This window comes from Gluconobacter sp. P1C6_b (assembly GCF_018811945.1).
Classification (GTDB): Bacteria; Pseudomonadota; Alphaproteobacteria; order Acetobacterales; family Acetobacteraceae; genus Gluconobacter.
Window position 1 is genome coordinate 41,226 of the sequence record NZ_JACRVU010000010.1, and the last position, 21,101, is coordinate 62,326.

Genomic DNA, 21,101 nt, shown 5'->3' on the forward strand with positions numbered 1-21,101 from the left:
TTATGCTGTCATAAATTGCAACCATCTGCTGATGACCCAAGGAGACTCTGCCACCATGAACGATGTCACACTCGTTACGGGGGCTACGGGGTTTGTCGGCTCTGCCGTCGCCCGCGTCCTTGAAGAACGCGGCCACCGCCTGAGGCTTCTCGTCCGGCCGACATCCGACCGTTCAAATATTGCTGAGCTGAACGCGGAACTTGCCGTTGGTGACCTTTCCAATCCTGACACGCTCGCTCCGGCACTGAAGGGCGTCAAAATCCTGTTCCACGTTGCTGCCGATTACCGACTCTGGGTTCCGGATCCGGAAACCATGATGAAGGCCAATGTGGAAGGCACCCGCAACCTGATGCTGGCCGCCCTCGAGGCCGGCGTGGAAAAAATCATTTACTGTTCGTCAGTTGCGGCCCTGGGACTGCGAAGCGACGGCGTGCCGGCAGACGAGACCACGCCGGTTTCCGAAAGCCAGGTCATCGGAATCTACAAGCTCTCGAAATACCGCGCGGAACAGGAAGTCCTTCGGCTGGTCCGCGAGAAGAACCTGCCGGCGATCATTGTGAACCCCTCGACGCCAGTCGGGCCGCGAGACATCAAGCCGACGCCCACGGGACAGATGATCCTCGACTGTGCCAGCGGAAACATGCCGGCCTATGTCGAGACCGGGCTGAACATCGTTCATGTCGATGATGTCGCGGAAGGTCATGCCCTTGCTCTGGAGCGGGGAAAGATCGGCGAGAAATATATTCTCGGTGGTGAGAACATCATGCTGGGCGACCTGTTCCGCATGGTCAGCCAGATTGCCGGAGTGAAGCCACCTTCCGTCAAGCTCAAGCAGTCCTGGCTCTATCCCGTGGCGCTTGTGTCCGAATGGCTGGCCCGCGGGTTCGGTATTGAGCCACGCGTCACGCGTGAGACGCTGGCCATGTCCAAGAAGCTGATGTTTTTCTCGTCCGACAAGGCGAAGAAAGAACTCGGATATGCCCCACGCCCGGCCCGCGATGCCGTGACAGATGCCATTGTCTGGTTCCGTCAGCACGGACGGATGAAATAATGTTGTTCGGAACTGCACTGACCAGTCTGGGAGCCTGGATCTATCTTTCGCTGTTCCATGGGAAATTCTGGCAGAAAGGCCCCATTCTCGCCCAGAAACCCACGCCGGTCTGCGCACCGGACGTTGCGGTGGTCGTCCCCGCCCGGGACGAAGCGGAGTCCATCCGCGAGTGCCTGACATCCCTTCTGGAACAGGATTATGACGGGAAACTGTCTGTTATTCTGGTCGATGACGAGAGCACGGACGGGACAGGCGACATTGCACGCGCGCTGCCTGATCCATATCACCGCCTGACGGTTATTTCAGGTCAAAAGCGTCCTGCCGGATGGAGTGGCAAGCTGTGGGCGGTCCATCAGGGGGAACAGGAAGCCCTGACGCGGATCGGCCCTTATGGCTACATCCTGCTGACAGACGCGGACATCCTGCATGCCCCGGGCCATCTTGCCTCTCTGGTCGCCAAGGCCCGTGAAGATGATCTGGATCTTGTCTCGGAAATGGTGGCGCTGAACTGCGAGAGCACTGCAGAGCGTTTTCTGGTTCCGGCGTTCGTCTATTTCTTTGCAATGCTTTATCCGTTTTCGCGGATTGCGAGCGAGCATTCGCGGATCGCGGGTGCGGCAGGTGGGACCATCCTTCTGCGGCGCCGGGCGCTTGAGCGGATCGGGGGTATCAGTGCCCTGCGCGGCGCACTGATAGACGACTGCACACTGGCCACACATGTAAAGCGTTCGGGTGGCCGGCTCTATCTGGGGCACAGTACGCTGGCATGGTCCGTGCGGCCGTATCGCGGCATGAGGGACGTGTGGCACATGATCGCGCGGACGGCTTATGTGCAACTCCGCTATTCGCCGGTCCTGCTGATTGCGACGATCATCGGGATGGCCACGATCTGGCTTCTGCCGGTGGCTCTGGCCCTGTTCGGCAAGGGACGTGAACGACGGGTCGGGCTTCTGACCTATCTGCTGTCCTGCCTGACTTTCGTACCGACGCTTCGCCGCTTTGGCCTGCCATTATGGCGTGCCATTCCCCTCCCGCTCGTTGCGGCCTTCTACATGGCGGCAACCATCGGCTCGGCCTTCGATCATCACCGTGGGGTCGGTGTACGCTGGAAAAATCGTTCCTACACGGATGAAACATCGTGACAGACAGCATCTGGGGGACGAAAGACGTCACCTCTGCCAAAGGCAAATCCGACGAGAACTTTCCCGTCGGCTCCTTCCTGATCGCCCCACGGCTCCGGCCTTACGTCCATACCTATTATAATTTCGCGCGTGTCGCGGATGACATGGTGGACACGACGGAGCTGACGCCTGCCGATAAGATCGCGCGGCTCAGGGGCATGGCGGCGGTCATCCGGGGTGAAATCACCGCCCCTCCGCGCGCCGACGCACAGACTGCCGTCAAACTGCGCGAAGTGCTTCTTCAGACGGGCGTCCCGCTGGAAACGGCGACGGATCTTCTCGAAGCGTTCTGCATGGATGCGGAAAAGACCCGCTACGAGAGCTGGGACGAGCTGCTGCATTACTGCAAATACTCGGCAAACCCCGTCGGCCGCTTCCTGCTCCTGCTGCATGGTGAAGCCGAGGAGACGCTCGCACCTTCCGATGCCCTGTGTTCCGCGCTTCAGGTCGTCAATCATCTTCAGGACGTCGCGGACGATCTGAAGGTCCTCGACCGGTGCTATGTGCCGTTGCCGTGGCTGGAAGAGGAGGGTGTCTGTCTGGATGACCTGCGTCTGGTGCGCAGCAAGCCGGGGGTTCGCCGCGTGTTCGACCGGATGCTGGATGGTGTGGACGTACTCAACAGAAACGCCCGGATCCTGCCGCTCCTGATCCGCGATCGCCGGATGCGGCTGGAAGCGGCCGTCATTGTGGAGCTGTGCCATATCCTGACGGCCCGTCTGCGGCGTCAGGATCCGTTGCTGGAACGTGTGGCCCTGACGAAGACGGATGGGGCGAAAGCCCTGTTCCGGGCGCTGCGTTATTTCCCTGCCGCCAGCTGAACCGGAACGGCAGGGAGACTGGACCGGATCAGGCGATGATCTGGTCCAGTGCCGTACAGAAGATCTTCATTTCATCCATGGAGCCGACGGTAATCCGCGAGGCGTTCGGCCAGACGGGCCAGGAGCGTCCGATCACGACTTTCTGCTGAAGAAACGCGTCCTTGATCGGCTCTGCCGGTTTTTTCCAGTCAATGACGAACATGTTCGCGTCGGACGGAATGAAATGGATGCCGCGCTTGCGCAGATGCTGGAATGTCATGTTCCGGGCTGCAATCATTTCCTGACGACGGGCAGCGATGGCTGATTTCATGGTCAGGCTCATCGTGCCACAGGCCATGGCCGGGACCGGCAGCATCGAGGTCGCGCTCTTGCCGTCATAACGCATCATGGCTTCATGCAGATCGGGTCGGGCGAATGTCAGGCCAAGACGCATGCCAGCCATGGCGAACATCTTGGAGAAGGTCCGCAGAACGACTACGTCCTTGTTCTTCGCGACCAGCTCCACGGCGCTCGGTGCTTCCGAAAAGTGGATATAGGCCTCATCAACCAGAACGACAGAGCCCTTCGGCTTGTTCTCGACCAGCCATGCAATATCGCGCAGAGGCGTGAGCGTGCCGGTCGGATTGTTGGGGGAGCAGATGTAGTAGACGCCCGCATTAGGGTCCGCCGCCAGCATGGCGCGTACATCGGTGCGATAGCCGCCCCTGGCGGACAGTGGCACGCGGGCGAGGGGAATCTTCAGCCAGTCAGCAGCGACCCAGCCAGCTTCATAGCTCGGATCTGCCGTGACAAGCCCACGGGTGGGCGAGCAGAATGTGACGATCGCGCGGGCCAGAGGATCGGACGAACCGCACCATGTCATGACATGGCTCTCGGGAAGTCCTTCCACGTCAGAAGCAGCCTTGATCAGATCATCGCGCATGTGGCCGGTCGGATCGTAGCGGTTGCTCTGGAAAACGGAAGAAGCACCGGCCTGCGCGGCTTCCGGGAAAGGACCCGTCCAGCATTCATTGCTGCCCAGACGAGTCATGCCTTCAAAGTTGATTCCTGACGGGAGAATAGCGGCATGCGCGGACTTCGTCAGGGCATGAACGGTCGCGCCAGCTGCCAGAAGCGTGGCAATCCGTCCGAAACTGCGGCGGGAGTATCCCCGGGCCAGAAGGTCGCTGCGGGCGGCAGAAGAGAGGGGACTGGTCATTGTGGGCCATACTCCAGACTAGGGCCGGAACATGTTAGTTCCGGAACGTTTTCCCTGTCAAAGCAGGCCCAAAGGATATTTTCAGTATTCTTTCTGCTGGCCGGGCAGGGGGATGGATGTCGGCTTTCCAGGGGAGCCGGCATAGGTCAGCAGCAGAACCGTCTGCCCGTCACCGCTCACGCCGCGATGGACGTCATTGACCGATTCCGCGAAGGCTTCGCCCTGATGGAAGGTGCGCTTCTTGCCGCTCTCGCGGTCCTCGATCGTGAGGGTGCCTTCAAGCACATAGCCCGCATTGGGGTAGGGATGCACATGCCAGGGCAGGGCGGAATGCGCCGGGATCGTCAGCCGGATCATGCTGAGCATCGGGCGGGTCGCCGGGTAATGATCGTAAGGGGTGCCGTTCCACGAATGATCGTCCGCGAGGAGATGTTCGGCGTGGCCGCTGGCTGTCGCGGGTGGGGGCGTCTGCGCGATGGCAAGCGGTGCCGAGAAGATCGCGATTGCGACTGCCCCTGCAAGAAGGGCCGGGTTCATCTGGGGAAAGAAACGCATGGCGCAAAGACTCCTCTTCAGGTGTTGCGTTTTGGCATCACACTAACGCATGGCACGCCTTTCCGTTCAGGTCATCTTTGTCTCGGGGGGATTTGGGTCTAGAACCCTGATCTTCTGAAACGAGACAGGGGACAGACATGGTTTTCAGCAGGATGCGCGCTTCTTCCGGTCTTCCCTGCGCGCAGGCCGATCTGGATCATGTCGAAAGGATCGTCACCGCTTCGGGAACGTCCTTTGCCCGCGGGATGAGCATTCTTCCGCCAGACCGGCGTCAGGCGATGTTCGCGGTCTACGCTTTCTGCCGTCAGGTGGACGATATTGCAGACGGCGACGCCGGCGTCGCGGACCCGATGGCGGCTCTTCAGGAATGGCATCGCCGGATTGACCAGCTCTATGAAGGTGTGGCGACGGATGCGCTCGATCGTATCCTGATCGTTGCCATCCATCGCTACCAGCTTCAGGCCAAGGATTTCCACGACGTCATCGACGGCATGGCCATGGACTGCGGCGCACCGATCGTTGCCCCCGACGAGGCGACGCTTGATCTGTACTGTGACCGCGTGGCCTCTGCGGTCGGACGGCTTTCGGTCTGCGTGTTTGGTGATTCGTCCGACAATGCGCGGCGCGTGGCGTACCATCTTGGGCGTGCGCTTCAGCTGACCAACATCCTGCGCGATATCGCCGAAGATGCGGGGCGGGGCAGGCTGTATCTTCCAGCCGAGCTTCTGACGCGGTTCGATGTTCCCAAGGACCCGCAGGAAGCGCTGTACGCCCATGGCCTGGATCAGGTCGCCCGCATTCTTGCAGAACGGGCAAAGGACCATTTCCGCGAAGCCCGCAATGCCATGCGGCTGTGTGACAGCACCGCGATGCGGCCGGCCCGCATGATGGCGGCATCCTACGCGCCGATCCTCTCAGCGCTGGAAAAGCGCGGCTGGAAAACGCCGGATATTGCTCCGAAAGTCTGCAAACCCTGGAGACAGCTGCGCACTCTCGCAGCGTATGTGAAGTAAGACCCATGAGCCATGTCCACATCATCGGCGGTGGTCTGGCAGGCCTCTCCGCCGCAATCGAGCTGGCAGCACAGGCCCGGGTCACAGTCTACGAGGCAGGGCCAGCCTGCGGCGGACGCGCCCGCTCCTTTCACGACCGCTCCCTCGATGCCCGGATCGATAACGGCAATCACCTGATCCTGTCGGCGAATGATCTGACGTTCCGCTATCTGGACATCATCGGCGCACGACATACCCTGACCGGTCCGGGACTGCCGATCTTTCCGTATTACGATCTCGAAGACAGTCTGGCCTGGACGCTGCGCCTGTCGAAAGGAAAGCTTCCGTTCTGGGCACTTCCGGGCGGCCGACGCGTCCCGGGCATGAAGCTGTCGGAGCTGGCTTCCCTGGGGCGCTTTCTGCGGGCTGGCGAGAACACGACCGTGGATGCCTGTCTGAGTTCCGGACAGCTGAGCCGCAGACTGCTCGTACCTTTTGCGATTTCCGTTCTCAATACGGATATCCATACCGGCAGCGCAAAACTGCTTGGAAACGTGATCCGCAAATCCCTCGCCAAGGGCGGCATGGCCTGCTGCCCCTGGTTCCCGGAGGTGGGACTGTCCGAAACACTGATCGATCCGGCCGTGGCATATCTGAAACGGTTTCACGGCGATGTTCGCACGGGTGTCCGCGTCAGTGCCATCGAACAGCAGAATGGCCGGGCAACGGCGCTCGAAACCGCTGAAGGGCGGGTCGAACTCGGCCCCGAAGATCAGGTCATCATGGCCGTCCCCGGCCCTGTCGCGCAGTCCCTTCTGCCGGAGCTCAAAGCGCCGGATGCTTTCGAGAGCATCGCCAACGCGCATTTCCGTCTCCCGACCGTGGTTCAGGCCCGGGGCGTCGTGGCTCAGGCCGGGTTTGTCGGGCTGGTCGGCGGCATTTCGGAATGGATCTTCCTCAAGGGCGATATCCTGTCCGTCACCGTCAGTGCGGCCAACCGCTATGCCGATCGCGAGAACAGCGAACTGCTGGCCACGATCTGGTCCGAGATCCGGCGCGCGCTGGATCCCGTGCTGTCGCAGTCGCTTCCGGTGGCCATGCCGCCCGCGCGTCTGATCTGGGAAAAGCGGGCAACATTTGCCGCGACACCCGAGCAGAACCGGCTGCGGCCCGGCCCCCGAACGGATCTCGTAAATCTGGCTCTGGCCGGGGACTGGACCGACACCGGTCTGCCGTCCACGATCGAAGGTTCCATCCAGTCAGGTCTTCAGGCAGTCGCGGCGCTGGGTTTCCGCTCCGCCGTTGAAAACACGGGATCGTGATGAGCGCTCTCACAGTCATGATTGTAACACAGCTCCCGCCTTTCAGGACCGCCTGTGTCGGGAGAACCGAACAATGCTGATCTATTCTGATATTCTGGAAAAGGAGGACCGCGTGAGCGAGACCTTGTCCCGCCAATCCGTCGAACCCGATGAGATCAATCATGCCATCGAGGGTGCGCAGGCCGCGCTGGGGGGGAAGCAGAAGTCAGACGGACACTGGGTTTACGAGCTCGAAGCGGACGCGACCATCCCTGCGGAATATGTACTGCTCGAACATTATCTCGACCGGATCGATCCCGAAAAACAGGCCAAGATCGGTGTCTATCTGCGTCGCATCCAGGGCGATCACGGGGGATGGCCGCTTTATCATGACGGCGGCTTCGATCTCTCAGCGACCGTAAAAGCGTATTTCGCCCTCAAGGCGATCGGGGACGACATCAATGCGCCTCACATGCGCATTGCGCGTGAAGCCATTCTCGATCACGGCGGCGCGGCGCGGACGAACGTATTCACGCGGATCCAGCTCGCCCTGTTCGGGGAAGTGCCGTGGGACGCAACACCCGTGATGCCAGTCGAGCTCATGCTCCTGCCACGCAAGGCGTTTTTCTCCGTCTGGAATATGTCCTACTGGTCCCGGGCCGTCATTGCGCCGCTTCTGGTGCTTAACGCGCTCCGTCCCAAGGCCATCAATCCTCGCGACATCCATGTCCAGGAACTGTTCGTCAAGCCACCTTCCGAGGTCAAAGACTGGATCCGGGGGCCGTACCGCTCGGTCTGGGGACGGTTTTTCAAACATCTGGACTCTGCACTGCGTCCGGTCCTGCCGCTTATTCCGCGCAGCATGCACAAGAAGGCCCTCAAGGCCGCCAGCGATTTCATCGAGCCACGTCTGAGCCGGGGTGGCCTTGGTGCCATCTATCCAGCCATGGCGAATGTCGTGATGATGTACCGCGCCCAGGGCATCCCGGACAGCGATCCCCGCGCCAAAACGGCATGGGACGCAATCCAGGATCTGCTCGTGGATCATGGTGACGAGATCTACTGCCAGCCCTGCGTCTCGCCGGTCTGGGATACGGGCCTGTCAGGCCTTGCGATGATCGAAGCGGCGTCCGGACCGGCCGGCACGAAAACCGAGGAAACACTTGCCGCGCTGAAAAAGAGTGCCGAGTGGCTGCGGGAACACCAGATCCTGGACGTCAAGGGCGACTGGGCCATCAACGCGCCTGACCTTCGGCCCGGAGGCTGGGCGTTCCAGTACGAGAACGATTACTACCCGGACGTCGATGACACCGCCGTCGTGGCCATGCTGCTGCATCGTGTCGATCCCGAAAACAGCCGTGAGGCCATCTCCCGCGCCCGGGAATGGATCATCGGCATGCAGAGCACCAATGGCGGCTGGGGTGCGTTCGATATCGACAACGACCACGAACTGCTCAACCATATTCCCTTCTCGGATCATGGCGCACTTCTGGATCCGCCGACCGCGGATGTCTCGGCGCGCTGCATTTCCTTCCTGGCGCAGCTTGGAGACCCGGATGACCGGCCGGTCATCCTCAAGGCGATCGAATATCTGCGTTCGGAACAGGAGCCAGAAGGCTGCTGGTTCGGTCGGTGGGGAACAAATTACATCTACGGAACATGGTCGGTCCTGTGCGCCCTGAACATCGCAGGCGTGCCACATGACGATCCTATGGTGCTGCGGGCCGTAAACTGGCTTGAGAGCGTCCAGCGTCCTGACGGCGGCTGGGGCGAGGACTGCGCCACTTACGAGGGCGGTACAGCCGGGACCTACAAAAAAAGCCTGCCGTCCCAGACCGCCTGGGCCGTCCTGGCTCTCATGGCCGTCGGTCGCCGCGATAGCGAGGCCGTCAAATGCGGCGTGGCCTATCTCGTCTCCCAGCAGAACGAGAAGGGCGAATGGCAGGAAGAAGCCTATAACGCGGTTGGTTTCCCGAAGGTCTTCTACCTGCGCTATCATGGCTACAAGCAGTTCTTCCCGCTGACGGCTCTGGCCCGTTACCGCAATCTCGGTGCAAGCAACAGCGGCAAGGTGGAGTACGGGTTCTGATGCTTGGTATTCTCGCAGGTCTGAAACAGGAAGCCCGTCTGATCCGGCGCTTCCTGCCGAATGCTCCCGTGGCATTGAGCAATGCCACGCCGGAAGGCGCGCACAGGGGGGTGGAACGTCTGCTCAAGGCAGGCGCAACGGAACTCCTGTCTTTCGGATGTGCGGGAAGCCTCTCACCGGACGTCGCGCCCGGAACCGTCATCGTGGCGGACCATGTCCGCTACCAGGACAGGGATATTTCCTGCGATCCGCATTTGAGCGAAATGTTCGGCTCGGCCTATGCCCGACGCGGTGGCATCCTGCACAGTGACGTGCTGGTCGAACTGGGTCTGGAAAAGGCCTGGTATTTTTCGCAGACGAAATGCCTGGCTGTGGACATGGAAAGCGGCGTCGTTGCTGATGCAGGCGTACCTTTTGCTGTTCTGCGGGTGGTCTGTGACGATGCGACGCGGGATCTTCCGCCCGCAGTCAGGACCAGCGTCAGAGACGGAGCAGTGTATGTGCCTGGCCTGGTGGGTTCCCTGCTGCGCCATCCCCTGCAGATCGGCGGACTGATCCGTCTGGGCAGACAGGCGGCCATCGCCCAGCGTTCCATGGCTTCATTCCTGCAGGCCAATCCGCCTCAGGCCTGAGAAGGTCCCGGCACCGGCAAACGTGGCTGCAACACCGATCGGAACGAGCCACGGGAAGGCAATGGGATGCCCCTCGATCCGGACGAAGGAGACGAGCCCAAGCACGGCCACCGCGGATATGAAACCGGCAATCGCTGCCCGTTCGTCGCGGGAGTGGCCGATCATGGCCAGCAGGAACACTCCAAGCGTGGCGCCATAGCTGTAGGACGCGATGGAGAGGCCGAATACGACAGCCGAACCGCTCGGGCGCGCAAACATCAGGGCGGTCAGAACGAGAAGAAAAGCCCAGAGCGCCGTCAGACTCCTCAACGAAAATGGCCCGTGCGGCATAAAGTCTGACCGGGTTGCGGCCGCCATGGCATTCATGGCGCTGGACAGGGACCCCATGGTCGCGGCGAGAATGCCTGCAATCATGAGGCCGCTTAATACGGGCGGCAGGGTCAGGATGAAATGCGGAAACAGTGCGTCGGGCCGCCCCCCCTGACTTGGCATCAGATCCCGCAGCGCCACGCCAATACAGGAAAGCAGGGCAAAAAGCCCCCCCACGACGAAAACGCTGCCGATCATCGCCGCGCGCGCGCCATTAAGTGTCTTCGCCGCGAGGCAACGTTGCAGCATCAGCTGATCGGTCCCGTGCGAAGCCAGAGCCAGAATGGCCCCGCCGATGACAGCGCCAGCGATGGAAAACGGATCTGTAAAGACGGGTAGACCGTGACTGAAGACAGGAGCCCAATGAAAGGGAGTTGTCCCGGCACGGCACCAGATCACGACAAGACAGGCAAGACTTCCGCCCAGATACAGTCCAAGCTGGAGACTGTCGGACCAGACAACGGCTTTCAGGCCGCCCACGATCGTATAGGCCAGCGTCAGCAGAACGATCAGAAGCAGAAGAAGCAGGTCCGAGACAGGATAGCCCATGCTGGCAAACAGCATCGAGACGGGAAGCATTCCGGCATAGAGGCGAACGCCCTCGGCGACGAGACGGGTCACCAGAAAGGTACCGGAGAGAAGTTTCTGTAGTTTTGTGCCAAATCTCTGGCCGATATAGCGATAGATGGATGTCGCGCCGCGTTCATGCAGCGGCAGAAACCAGATTGCGACTGCTGTCCGTCCGATCAGATATCCGATGGCCAGCCCGACAAAAACATAACCCTTAAGGTAAGCCACGCCCGGGACACTGACGATGGTCAGGGTCGACGTTTCGGTCGCGACCAGCGAGAGGCAAATCGCCCAGGGGGGGAGATCCTTGTGAGGCTGCCGGGCCAGCACAATGGAGATAACGGGCAGAAAGCAGAGATACAGAAGAATAACGAGCAGGCTGGCAAGCATCGAGACTGGTTATTCTTCCGAAAAATCTATGCGGGATAGCGGTATCTGCTGCCGTCAGGCACCATTGCCGCCTTCGGGCAGACGCTCCGGGCGAAAACCCGTTGCAATAACATAAAGCTCGCTGGATTCCTTGCGGGATGCAGGGGGTTTGACGTGCTTGACGCTGGAAAACGCCGTTTTCATCAGTGCCAGCATATCCTTTTCCGAGCCTCCCTGGAACACCTTGGCAATGAAGCTGCCCCCTTCGGCCAAGACCTGAAAGGCAAAATCAAGCGCACCTTCCGCGAGACCCATGATCCGCATATGGTCGGTTGCGGCATGGCCCGTCGTGTTCGGCGCCATGTCTGACATGACGAGATCGGCAGGGCCCCCCAGCATATCCTTCAGGCGGTCCGGCATCTCGGGATCCGTGAAGTCCCCCTCGATGATTTCCGCACCGGCAACAGGATCGACCGGAAGCAGATCCAGCCCCACGACATGCTGCGCGCCACGCTTGACCGCGACCTGCGTCCAACCACCTGGAGCAGCGCCCAGATCGATGATCCGCGTGCCTTCCCCGATCAGTTTGAAGCGATCGTCGATTTCGATCAGCTTGAAGGCAGCACGCGAACGCCAGCCCTGCTTGCGGGCGGCTGCGACGTAGGGATCGTTCAGCTGGCGATTGAGCCAGCGCTGCTGGGCCGTGGTGCGTCCACGGGCCGTACGGAGCGATACGGTCTTGTTGCGGGCTGTGCGAGCAGTTGCGGAATCAAGTGTTGCGTCGTTTTCACCGGGGTTGGAGGCGCTTTTCAGGGCCTTGCCCGGAATACGCTTCGGTCCCGTGTCCTTGCTGGAACCGGAGCGGGATCTTGGCGGCTTCATATCGTGGCGTATGTCCCGAATGGGCCCCGTGACCGGGGCGTGGCATGGCGACTGGTCGTGCTGCGCCCCTTGCCGGAACGCTGACCGTGATCGCGGGCCATACGCAGCAACATCCCGTCGCGCAACCCCCGGTCCGCAATCGTTACGTCTTCAACCGGCCACAGACGATGGATCGCTTCGAAGATTGCACAGCCCGGCAGAACGAATTTCATGCGCTCTGCCCCCACGCAGGGATGCTCTGCCAGTTCGTCACGATCCAGACGGCGCAGACTGCCGATGGCGTCCACCATGCTTGGGCCCGGCAGCGTCAGTCCATCAATGGCCGCACGGTTGTAGCGGGGCAGGGAGAGCGCCACCCCGGCGAGGGTCGTCACGGTTCCGGACGTACCGATCAACCGTGTTTTGCCGAGCGTCACCTCACGCCGGATACGGTGCACGGTCTCGAAGCCTTTCAGGTAGTCCTGAACGTGACTGACCATCGTCTCATAAGACGGGCCATGACCTTCACCAAACATTTCCTGAAGGGTAATCACGCCAACGGGGACGCTTGTCGTGCCGATCAGGGTCTGGGTCTGACGCTCCGGATCGATCCGGACCCAGGCCACTTCGGTGGAACCACCGCCGATATCGAAAAGCACGCCACGATCCGCCTGGACGGGCTTGTGCTCCGGCTGCCGGAAGAGGGGAGAGCAGCTTTCGAGTGCCAGTTCCGCCTCTTCACGAGCCGTGATGATGTCGATGGTAAGGCCTGTCTCATGCTGTACGCGCGCAAGGAACTCGCGACCGTTGGCAGCCTGACGGCACGCTTCGGTCGCAACGGCGCGGACATGAACAAGGGGCCACTGCTTCATGCGTTCCGCACAGATACGGAGAGCATCGAGCGCGCGCTTCATGGACTCTTCAGCAAGACGGCCACTGGCTCGCAGGCCTTCACCCAGGCGGACTGAGCGGTTGAAGCTGTCCACGACACGAAAACCGTTGGGCGTGCCTGCTGCAATCATGAGCCGGCAGTTGTTAGTTCCAAGGTCGATGGCACCAAAGAACGGACCCGTACGTCTTGCAGACGCATGCACAGGCGCGGGGCCTGACAGGTTGTGATCCGTTCCATACCTCATCATGTGTTTCGGCTCCCGCTTGCCCGTGATCTGGGACCTTGGAAAAGCAGCATGGGGTGCGGGGGACCCTAGTCGCAAGAAAAATATCAGTTTTTCTGAAAAAAATGTCTATCTCCCCCTTGCGCCGTCCCGGGGCGATTGATAAACACCCTCTCACCGCTTGGGAGATAGTTTAGCGGTAGAACTACCGGCTCTGACCCGGTCAGCCCTGGTTCGAATCCAGGTCTCCCAGCCAAGAAATCCTCAGAAAATACCGCAAAAAAGAGACTTCCCCTCAGGGGGTAAAGTGCTCTATGAGGACCCGCCAACGGCCGGACGGCCTCTTGGTCTCCGGTTCACACACATCGCGTCGTCACGACGCATGACGTAACGGGGGCAAGCGGGCATGACATCATCTTCCGGCACAACCAATCTTAATGAGCGCATCCGCGATGCTCTGGCTTTTGACGATGTTCTCGTCGAGCCGGCTGAATCGTCGGTCCTGCCGGCGCAGACCTCCACACGGACCCGCCTGACGCGCTCCATCGAACTGAACATCCCGCTGATGTCGTCCGCCATGGACACCGTGACCGAAGACGGCATGGCCATCGCGATGGCGCAGCAGGGCGGTATGGGCGTCATCCACAAGAACCTGTCCATCGAGGAGCAGGCCGAGCAGGTCCGTCGCGTCAAGCGCTTCGAATCAGGGATGGTCGTCAATCCCGTCACGGTTGGCCCGGACCAGACACTGGCCGAGGTTCAGGCCATCATGGCCCGGCATGGCGTCTCTGGCCTTCCTGTCATTGAAGACGGCAGCGGCGTTCTCGTCGGTATCCTGACCAACCGTGACATGCGCTTCACGACCGATCCGAACACCCGCGTTCGCGACCTGATGACCCATGAAAACCTCGTGACGGTCCTCAACGGTGCCGCACCGGACGAGGCGCGCACGCTTCTGCATCGTCACCGGATCGAAAAGCTCCTGGTGGTGGACGAGGCGAAGCGCTGCATCGGCCTCATCACCGTCAAGGACATGGACAAGGCCATCGCGCACCCGCTGGCCATCAAGGACTCCCAGGGCCGTCTGCGCTGCGCTGCGGCTGTAGGCGTCGGGGAAGACGGTCTCCGCCGTGCCGCAGCCCTCGCCGAGGCTGGCGTGGACGTCATCGTCGTGGATACGGCCCACGGACACTCTCGCGGCGTTCTGACTGCCGTGGAGACGCTCAAGAGCCGTCATGGCGATCTCCAGGTCATCGCAGGCAACGTCGCAACGCCACAGGCCGCGCGTGCCCTGATTGCAGCCGGTGCTGACTGCGTGAAGATCGGTATTGGACCGGGCTCCATCTGCACCACGCGCGTCGTGGCTGGTGTGGGCGTGCCGCAGTTCTCCGCCGTCATGGAAACGGCTGCTGCCTGTCATGAACTGGACATCCCGGCCATTGCGGATGGTGGCGTTCGGACATCCGGCGATATCGTCAAGGCGATTGGCGCGGGTGCTGACGTGGTGATGGTCGGCTCGCTGCTGGCTGGCACGGATGAGAGCCCGGGCGAGACGTTCCTGTATCAGGGGCGCTCCTACAAGGCCTATCGCGGCATGGGATCGCTCGGCGCCATGGCCCGCGGCTCCGCGGACCGTTATTTCCAGGCGGAAGTCCGCGACACGCTCAAGCTGGTCCCGGAAGGCATCGAGGGTCAGGTTCCGTACAAAGGCGGCATGGCTCCGGTCATCCATCAGCTCGTAGGCGGCCTGAAAGCAGGCATGGGCTACACGGGGTCGGCCACGGTGGCTGATCTTCAGGTCCGGACCATGTTCCGTCGCATCACGAATGCAGGCCTGCGCGAAAGCCACGTTCATGACGTGACGATCACCCGGGAAGCCCCGAACTACCGCCGGGACTGAACGTCCCTGCATCAAAGCCTCTCGCATTGAGAGGCCAAACGGGCTACGGGGGCGCTATGACCCCCGCAGCCCGTCTTTCAGGCGCCATCGATCTGCTCTGTGCGATCCAGAACGCGCCCCGCCGTCCAGCCGACGCCACAGCCAACGCCTTTTTCCGCGAGCGCCGTTATATCGGTGGTGGTGACCGGCGAGCTATTTCCACAATCGTCTGGGACGTTTTGCGGGGCTGGAGACGGCTGCAATGGCATCTTAAGGATATTTCCGGCGACATTTCCCCACGCCTGCTGTGCTCGGCATCGCTTCTCCTTGGTGGGGAAACGATGGAAAACGTCCGCAAGCTGTTCAGTGGCGAGCGCTACGCGCAGAAGCCTCTGACGTCTCGTGAAGATATGGCGCTTAAGGGTCTGGAAGGAAAAGAACTTTCCACCCAGAAGCAGCCTATCGCGGTGCGGCTTGAATATCCGGACTGGCTGGACAGTGCGCTTCGGGAAACCTTCGGAAACAGGCTGCCCGACGAAATGGAAGCCATGCTCGGAACGCCGACGCTCGATCTGCGCGTCAATCTGCTGAAGGGAAGCCGTGAGGCGGCCATCCGCGAGCTTCGACGCGAATCGCTTCAGGCTGAACCAACGAAGCTCTCCCCCTGGGGACTGCGGCTTGACGGGCGCCAGCCGGTGACCGCGACGCAGGCTTTCAAGGACGGTCTGGTCGAAATCCAGGACGAGGGCAGCCAGCTTGTGGTTGCGGCAGCGGATGCGTGCGGCGAGCATCGGGTTCTGGATTATTGTGCGGGTGCGGGCGGCAAGACGCTGGCACTGGCAATGACCATGGAAAACCGCGGGCATATCGTGGCCTGCGACGTGCATGAAAAGCGTCTGGACGGAGCGGTCAAGCGGCTGCGTCGGGCTGGCGTCCATAACGTTGAGCGGCATCTACTGGTGTCGGGTGACAAATGGGCCAAACGTCGGGCTGGCAGTTTCGATCGGGTGCTGGTCGATGCACCGTGCTCGGGAACCGGAACCTGGCGCCGAAACCCGGATGCACGTCTGCGCCTGACGCCGGAAGATATTCAGGAGCTGGTCATCAAACAGGCGCAGATCCTTGATCGTGCAGCATCTTTGGTAAAGCCGGGTGGTCGCATGATCTATGCGACCTGCTCGCTTCTGGCCTGTGAGAACGGACAGCAGATCGATGCCTTTCTCAAGCGCCGCACTGATTTCGTACGTCTGCCGAAAGAACAGATGTCTGAACTTCTGCCGGCCGAATTGCGGAACAAGGCACAGTTTTCGCTGACGCCGCTGCGGGACGGAACGGATGGTTTCTTTGCCTGCGTGCTGGAGCGGGTCGTGACGGATGTGAAGCCTAAAGAAGCGACCGGGACGGCTGAAGCTGAAGCCGCTGTTACGACGCCGGTGGCAGAAGGTCCTTCCACATAACAAGCGCGTCCACATAACCCTGGGATGGGTGGTCGAATGCTCCGGGGAGCGTGCCGATCACCCGAAAGCCCAGTGATTTCCACAGGGCTATGGCACGCTGATTCGTGCTGACGACGAAATTGAACTGCATGGCGCGGAAGCCGAGTTTAGTAGCTTCCGCCAGAGCATGTTCAGCCATGAGGCGGCCCGCGCCAAATCCGGACCGGGCGACGAAACCGGCATTGGCGATATGCGCGCCACCGCCTTTCTGATTGGCCTGAAGATAGAATGTCCCGACGATCTCATGGTCACGGGTCTGCGCGACATAGACGCGATGCTCCACATCCATCCAGTAGGCCAGCGCCTGCTGCCGTCCCCAGTGACGGGGCAGCGCGTAGGTTTCGGCCTTGCGCAGGACAGGGGACAGAAGCCGCCAGATTCCTTCACGGTCCAGTGACTGGGCGGGACGGATCAGAAGATCCGTATTGGGCTGGCATGGCGGAAGCGTCATAACGGAACATTATTCCATATTTTAGGTGCATTGGCTGATCCGGGATATGATACCGCTTCGTATCCATAACGCGGAGCCCGTCCCGAACATCCATGCAATATGACATTCTTATCGGCATTGCCTCGACTTTCGGAGCGGGGATGCTGGCCCAGTGGGTCGCCTGGCGATTCCGGCTTCCGGCTATTGTCCTTCTGTTTTCGCTTGGTCTGATCTTCGGGCCCGGGCTAGGCATTCTTCATCCATCGGAGACGATGGGGTGGATGTTCCGGCCTCTCGTGTCGCTGCTCGTGGCACTCGTGGTGTTCGAAGGCGGCATGGCGCTGGATTTCCGCCAACTGCGCGAAGCCGGGGAAGGCGTTGCACGCCTGACGATGCTTGCGCTGCCGATCAACTGGGTTCTGGGCTCTCTGGCGGCGCATTATGTGGCCCATCTGGAGTGGGGCACATCCATGCTGTTCGGGGCGATCGTCGTCGTGACGGGACCGACGGTGGTTCTGCCGCTGCTGCGCAGTGCCAAGCTTCAGCCGCGTGTGGCGGCATTCCTGCGATGGGAAGCCATCGTCAACGATCCTCTGGGCGCGATTCTGGCAGCTGTCGTCCTGCAGCTCATGATGCTGCATGTGGACGTTCATGCGGATGTATTCTTCACGCATACGCTGCCGGATCTGCTGGGAGCGATTGCGGTCTCGCTGTCTGCGGGAATCCTGCCAGCCTATCTGATCCGTTATCTCTTTACGCGCGATCTGATGCCGGAAATCCTCAAGACCCCGATGCTGATCTCGATGGCGCTGGTGATCTTCTCCCTGTGCAATCTAGAGATGGGTGGCGCGGGGCTGATGGCGGTCACCATCTTCGGCATGGCGCTGGCGAATCTCCAGATCCCCGGTGTCACGGAACTGCGGCGCATGAAGGAATCGCTCGTGGTTCTGGTCGTGTCGGTGCTGTTCATCATGCTGACAGCGGATCTGCACCGCGACGTTCTGGCCCGGCTTTCCATTCCGATTTTTGCGCTGACGGTCGTGGTCCTGTTCGTTGTGCGGCCACTGGGCATTTTTCTGTCCACCCTGGGGACGAGCATGCCCTGGAAGGAAAAGCTGTTCGTTGGCTGGATCGCGCCGCGCGGTATCGTGGCGGCCGCTGTGGCCGGCGAGGCAGGAATCAGCCTCAAGGAAGCGGGGTATCAGTCCGCCGATCTTATCATGCCGGCGGTGTTCGCCGTGATCGCAGTTACGATGATCCTGCATGGATTTTCGCTCGGGCCGATCGCGCGGCTGCTGAAGCTCACGCTGTCCAACGATCCGGCAATTGCGCTTCTGGGAGCAAGCCCCTGGTCCATCAATTTTGCGTCCTGCCTGCGCAGGGCCGGGGTGCCAGTGCTTCTAGTGGACAACCGCTCCAGTGCACTCATGCCCGCGACACGTCAGGATATTCCTGTCCTGCGGGCGGAACTCCTGTCCCAGCACGGGCAGGAATCCCTTGAAGAACGGCCTGCGGACTATCTGATCGCGACGACGGGTGACGGTATCTATAACGGGATGGTGTGTGGACATCTGGCGCCGACCATGGGGCGGCAACGCGTCTATCAGATCAGCCCTGGCGTGGCGCGGCTGGATTTCTATCATGGCCTGTCACGCGATGCGCGGGGCAAGGTTCTGGGTGAACCCGCCTGGAATTATACCCTGTTCGATACGCTGTTCGAACAGGGCTGGCGGTTCGTGGCAGTGGAAGCCACGGAAGAAAGCGCGCCGACTTTCGGGACGGACGAAAACAGGCTCGACATCCTCGTGGTGCGCCGGGACGGGGGCATCCTGATCCGGTCGGCCGAGGACAATGACAAAGCCGTGCCCCAGCCGGGGGATTACATGGTCTCTATGGTCCCACCGGCGGCAGAATAAGAGCAGCTCAGGACGGTTTTTCCACGGTGATGTGGGAGAGGCCGTCCCGCAGGAGCGCGCGGAGTTCCTTTTCCTCTACGGCAATGCAGCCTTCCGTGTAACCGCTGGCGGGCGGAAGGTGCAGGAAAATGGCGGAGCCGCGTCCCGAATCGGCTGGCGCGTCGTTCCAGCCCATCACAATACAGAGATCGTAAACATGGTCCTCGCGCCAGAGAGTCTCGCAGGAAGCGGGGTGGGGCAAAGAGACGGCGCGGTTGTAGTCAGGATGGGCCGGATCATCGCACCAGCCGTCATTGGGAGCGATCGGCTCAACAGGCAGTTCTGCACCGCAAACGGGGCGGGATGTCCGGTCTGCGCGATAGAGGACACGCCGGATCGGCAGTTCCCCCACGGGGGTGCACAGATCGCCCTCGACCTTGTCAAGAGACAGACCGCGCCGACCCGTCAAGGCCGGAACGATTTTGCCCTGGAAGTGAAGAAAAGCGCGGTCTCCAGCGGTTTTCAAAATAGCTTTAGTCATAATGCTGTTTCCTTTTCCGGCTGTACTTGCCATAGTCTGCCCCGAGAGCACGCTGCTTTCTTCACCCCGTAGCGGGAATGGTAAGTCCAGATGCGCGAGTTACGAACGCCGATCTCTGCGGATGTGACTTTTCTTCCGTCGCGATAGAACGAGACAGGTTATTATGGCAGGTCCACGCCCCATTCTGGTTGTTGACGATGATGATACGCTGCGTCGTCTTCTGGCGGAGCAGCTTCAGCACGGTGGCGAACTGGAAGCCGTTGAGGCGACCTCCGTTGCCGCGGCGCGCGAACTTCTCGCCAAGCCTGGCGCCCGTTACGACGCCATGCTGCTGGATATCACTCTCCCCGATGGTGACGGGCGCGATTTCTGCGCTGAACTGCGACGCGAAGGCGTCCGCATGCCGATCATTATCCTGACCGGCTCCGATGACGAGCATGATGTTGTGCGCGGTCTGGATGCAGGGGCCAACGATTACGTTGCCAAGCCTTTCCGGATCGGTGAGCTTCTCGCCCGTCTGCGCGCCCAGCTGCGGATTTTCGAGAACAGCGAGGACGCCGTCTTCGAGATTGGTCCGTATGCCTTCCGTCCGTCCGCCAAGCTGCTGGTCGAAACCGCCCGCAACCGCCGGATCCGTCTGACGGAGAAGGAAGCGGCAATCCTGAAATATCTTTACCGCGCAGGTCAGCGTCCGGTGGCCCGTCAGGTTCTCCTGAACGAGGTGTGGGGCTACAATGCCGCCGTCACCACCCACACACTTGAGACGCATATCTACCGTCTGCGTCAGAAGATCGAGCCCGATCCGGCTCGCACGTCGCTGCTGATTACGGAAGGGGGCGGCTATCGTCTCGATCCGGAAGGCCGTGGTGTCATCAGCTCCGACAGCCTGTCAGCCTGAAGGCTGACAGGGCGGGTGACGGGTCAGGCCGGATCGAAATCCAGCACGACCGGGACGTGATCGGAGGGACTGGCCCAGTCCCGCACGTCCTGAAGAACCCGGACATTACGCAGGCCCGGCATCAGATCGGGCGTCATCCAGACATGATCCAGCCGCCGTCCACGGTTGGACTTCTTCCAGTCCCTGTTGCGGTATGACCACCACGTATAGAGCTTTTCGGACTCCGGCGTGATCGTCCGCATGGCATCCTGAAAACCTGTTGCCATCCACGCCTTGAGACGTTCGATCTCGGGTGGCGTGTGGCTGACGATTTTCAGAAGCTGCTTGTGACTCCAGACGTCATGCTCCAGCGGCGCGATATTGAGATCGCCGACCAGAATGCTACGGGCAGGCGGAGTGCTGGTGAACCAGCTGGTTGCTTCGTCCACGAACGCCAGCTTATGGGCGAATTTTTCGTTTTCCTCCGGATCCGGGATGTCCCCGCCAGCTGGCACGTAGAAATCGTGCAGCAAAATTGGGCCGGCCGGCGTCGCAATGCTGGCTGCCACATGTCGGCAATCGGAGCGGGTGCACCAGTCAGGCGTGCCCGCCACGCTTTGCAACGGATGGCGCGACAGGATCGCCACGCCGTTATAGCCTTTCATGCCTTTATAGATCTGATGGGGCAGTCCCATTTCGGCCAGGACCTGAGCAGGGAAGAGGGGATCCGGGACTTTCGTTTCCTGTAGACAGACGATATCCGGGTTTTCCTGTTCGACGATCTGCTTCAGCAGAGGCAGTCTGAGTCGAAGGGAATTGATGTTCCATGTGATGAGACGCATGCAAACTGGATCGACCGGATCGGTCGTTTTGACAAGC

The 21,101-nt window shown here is 61.0% G+C and carries 19 protein-coding genes and 1 tRNA gene; 12 read left to right on the forward strand and 8 right to left on the reverse strand.

Going from position 1 to position 21,101, the window contains the following annotated elements:
• The first annotated feature begins 55 nt into the window (after positions 1–55).
• The 3 genes from hpnA to hpnC are packed head-to-tail and all read left to right on the forward strand — an operon-like array spanning position 56 to position 3,053.
• A complete protein-coding gene (gene hpnA / locus KP701_RS08805; RefSeq protein WP_215746855.1) occupies positions 56–1,051 on the forward strand; it encodes a hopanoid-associated sugar epimerase in 996 nt (331 codons plus the stop codon).
• Positions 1,051–2,193, forward strand: a complete 1,143-nt coding sequence (locus tag KP701_RS08810; RefSeq protein WP_215746856.1) for a glycosyltransferase — start codon at positions 1,051–1,053, stop codon at positions 2,191–2,193. Before hpnA ends, KP701_RS08810 begins: the two co-directional genes overlap by 1 nt.
• On the forward strand, positions 2,190–3,053 hold the full coding sequence (gene hpnC, locus KP701_RS08815) for a squalene synthase HpnC (RefSeq protein WP_215746857.1): 864 nt from the start codon (positions 2,190–2,192) through the stop codon (positions 3,051–3,053). Before KP701_RS08810 ends, hpnC begins: the two co-directional genes overlap by 4 nt.
• A 28-nt stretch (positions 3,054–3,081) precedes the next feature.
• On the opposite strand, the gene KP701_RS08820 is transcribed toward hpnC, so the two are convergent.
• Both KP701_RS08820 and KP701_RS08825 read right to left on the reverse strand, forming a co-directional pair.
• Complete coding sequence (locus tag KP701_RS08820) at positions 3,082–4,251, reverse strand: pyridoxal phosphate-dependent aminotransferase (RefSeq protein ID WP_215746858.1); 1,170 nt, start codon at positions 4,249–4,251, stop codon at positions 3,082–3,084.
• An 81-nt stretch (positions 4,252–4,332) separates the two neighbouring features.
• A complete protein-coding gene (locus KP701_RS08825; RefSeq protein ID WP_225198064.1) occupies positions 4,333–4,806 on the reverse strand; it encodes a cupin domain-containing protein in 474 nt (157 codons plus the stop codon).
• A gap of 137 nt (positions 4,807–4,943) precedes the next feature.
• Here KP701_RS08825 and hpnD point away from each other — a divergent pair, with 137 nt between their 5' ends.
• The 4 genes from hpnD (at position 4,944) to KP701_RS08845 (ending at position 9,820) form a co-directional block, all read left to right on the forward strand.
• The gene (gene hpnD, locus KP701_RS08830) at positions 4,944–5,819 is read left to right on the forward strand and encodes a presqualene diphosphate synthase HpnD (protein ID WP_215746859.1); all 876 of its coding nucleotides are present in this window, start codon (positions 4,944–4,946) and stop codon (positions 5,817–5,819) included.
• Between the two features lie 5 nt (positions 5,820–5,824).
• A complete protein-coding gene (gene hpnE / locus KP701_RS08835) occupies positions 5,825–7,120 on the forward strand; it encodes a hydroxysqualene dehydroxylase HpnE (RefSeq protein WP_215746860.1) in 1,296 nt (431 codons plus the stop codon).
• A 73-nt stretch (positions 7,121–7,193) separates the two neighbouring features.
• Positions 7,194–9,188 (forward strand): squalene--hopene cyclase, encoded by a 1,995-nt coding sequence (shc, locus tag KP701_RS08840; protein WP_215746861.1) that lies wholly within the window; start codon positions 7,194–7,196, stop codon positions 9,186–9,188.
• On the forward strand, positions 9,188–9,820 hold the full coding sequence (locus KP701_RS08845) for a hypothetical protein (protein ID WP_215746862.1): 633 nt from the start codon (positions 9,188–9,190) through the stop codon (positions 9,818–9,820). Before shc ends, KP701_RS08845 begins: the two co-directional genes overlap by 1 nt.
• Here the strand turns inward: KP701_RS08845 and KP701_RS08850 are convergent.
• The 3 genes from KP701_RS08850 to KP701_RS08860 are packed head-to-tail and all read right to left on the reverse strand — an operon-like array spanning position 9,788 to position 13,128.
• Positions 9,788–11,149 (reverse strand): sodium:solute symporter family transporter, encoded by a 1,362-nt coding sequence (locus tag KP701_RS08850; protein WP_215746863.1) that lies wholly within the window; start codon positions 11,147–11,149, stop codon positions 9,788–9,790. The genes KP701_RS08845 and KP701_RS08850 overlap by 33 nt on opposite strands.
• 54 nt (positions 11,150–11,203) lie before the next feature.
• Positions 11,204–12,010: an RlmE family RNA methyltransferase gene (locus KP701_RS08855; RefSeq protein WP_215746864.1), complete on the reverse strand. Its 807-nt coding sequence runs from the start codon at positions 12,008–12,010 to the stop codon at positions 11,204–11,206.
• Positions 12,007–13,128, reverse strand: a complete 1,122-nt coding sequence (locus KP701_RS08860; RefSeq protein WP_041112425.1) for a Ppx/GppA phosphatase family protein — start codon at positions 13,126–13,128, stop codon at positions 12,007–12,009. The genes KP701_RS08855 and KP701_RS08860 overlap by 4 nt, the downstream gene beginning before the upstream one ends.
• Positions 13,129–13,286: 158 nt before the next feature.
• On the opposite strand from KP701_RS08860, the gene KP701_RS08865 reads away from it, so the two are divergent.
• The 3 genes from KP701_RS08865 to KP701_RS08875 all read left to right on the forward strand — a co-directional run bounded on the left by KP701_RS08865 (position 13,287) and on the right by KP701_RS08875 (position 16,440).
• Positions 13,287–13,360: transfer RNA gene (locus tag KP701_RS08865), tRNA-Gln, on the forward strand.
• Between the two features lie 150 nt (positions 13,361–13,510).
• A complete protein-coding gene (gene guaB, locus KP701_RS08870; protein ID WP_215746865.1) occupies positions 13,511–15,004 on the forward strand; it encodes an IMP dehydrogenase in 1,494 nt (497 codons plus the stop codon).
• A gap of 56 nt (positions 15,005–15,060) precedes the next feature.
• Complete coding sequence (locus KP701_RS08875; RefSeq protein WP_215746866.1) at positions 15,061–16,440, forward strand: RsmB/NOP family class I SAM-dependent RNA methyltransferase; 1,380 nt, start codon at positions 15,061–15,063, stop codon at positions 16,438–16,440.
• Here KP701_RS08875 and KP701_RS08880 read toward each other — a convergent pair.
• Complete coding sequence (locus KP701_RS08880) at positions 16,406–16,930, reverse strand: GNAT family N-acetyltransferase (protein ID WP_215746867.1); 525 nt, start codon at positions 16,928–16,930, stop codon at positions 16,406–16,408. The two genes, KP701_RS08875 and KP701_RS08880, sit on opposite strands and share 35 nt — an antisense overlap.
• Positions 16,931–17,022: 92 nt before the next feature.
• On the opposite strand from KP701_RS08880, the gene KP701_RS08885 reads away from it, so the two are divergent.
• The gene (locus tag KP701_RS08885) at positions 17,023–18,825 is read left to right on the forward strand and encodes a sodium:proton antiporter (protein ID WP_215746868.1); all 1,803 of its coding nucleotides are present in this window, start codon (positions 17,023–17,025) and stop codon (positions 18,823–18,825) included.
• 7 nt (positions 18,826–18,832) lie between these two features.
• On the opposite strand, the gene KP701_RS08890 is transcribed toward KP701_RS08885, so the two are convergent.
• Positions 18,833–19,345 carry a L,D-transpeptidase gene (locus tag KP701_RS08890; RefSeq protein ID WP_215746869.1) on the reverse strand — a complete coding sequence of 171 codons (513 nt, stop codon included), beginning with the start codon at positions 19,343–19,345 and terminating at the stop codon, positions 18,833–18,835.
• Positions 19,346–19,508: 163 nt separating this feature from the next.
• On the opposite strand from KP701_RS08890, the gene KP701_RS08895 reads away from it, so the two are divergent.
• A complete protein-coding gene (locus tag KP701_RS08895; RefSeq protein ID WP_141352280.1) occupies positions 19,509–20,243 on the forward strand; it encodes a response regulator transcription factor in 735 nt (244 codons plus the stop codon).
• A 23-nt stretch (positions 20,244–20,266) separates the two neighbouring features.
• Here the strand turns inward: KP701_RS08895 and KP701_RS08900 are convergent, their stop codons facing one another.
• The gene (locus KP701_RS08900) at positions 20,267–21,064 is read right to left on the reverse strand and encodes an exodeoxyribonuclease III (RefSeq protein WP_215746870.1); all 798 of its coding nucleotides are present in this window, start codon (positions 21,062–21,064) and stop codon (positions 20,267–20,269) included.
• Positions 21,065–21,101: the final 37 nt, after the last annotated feature.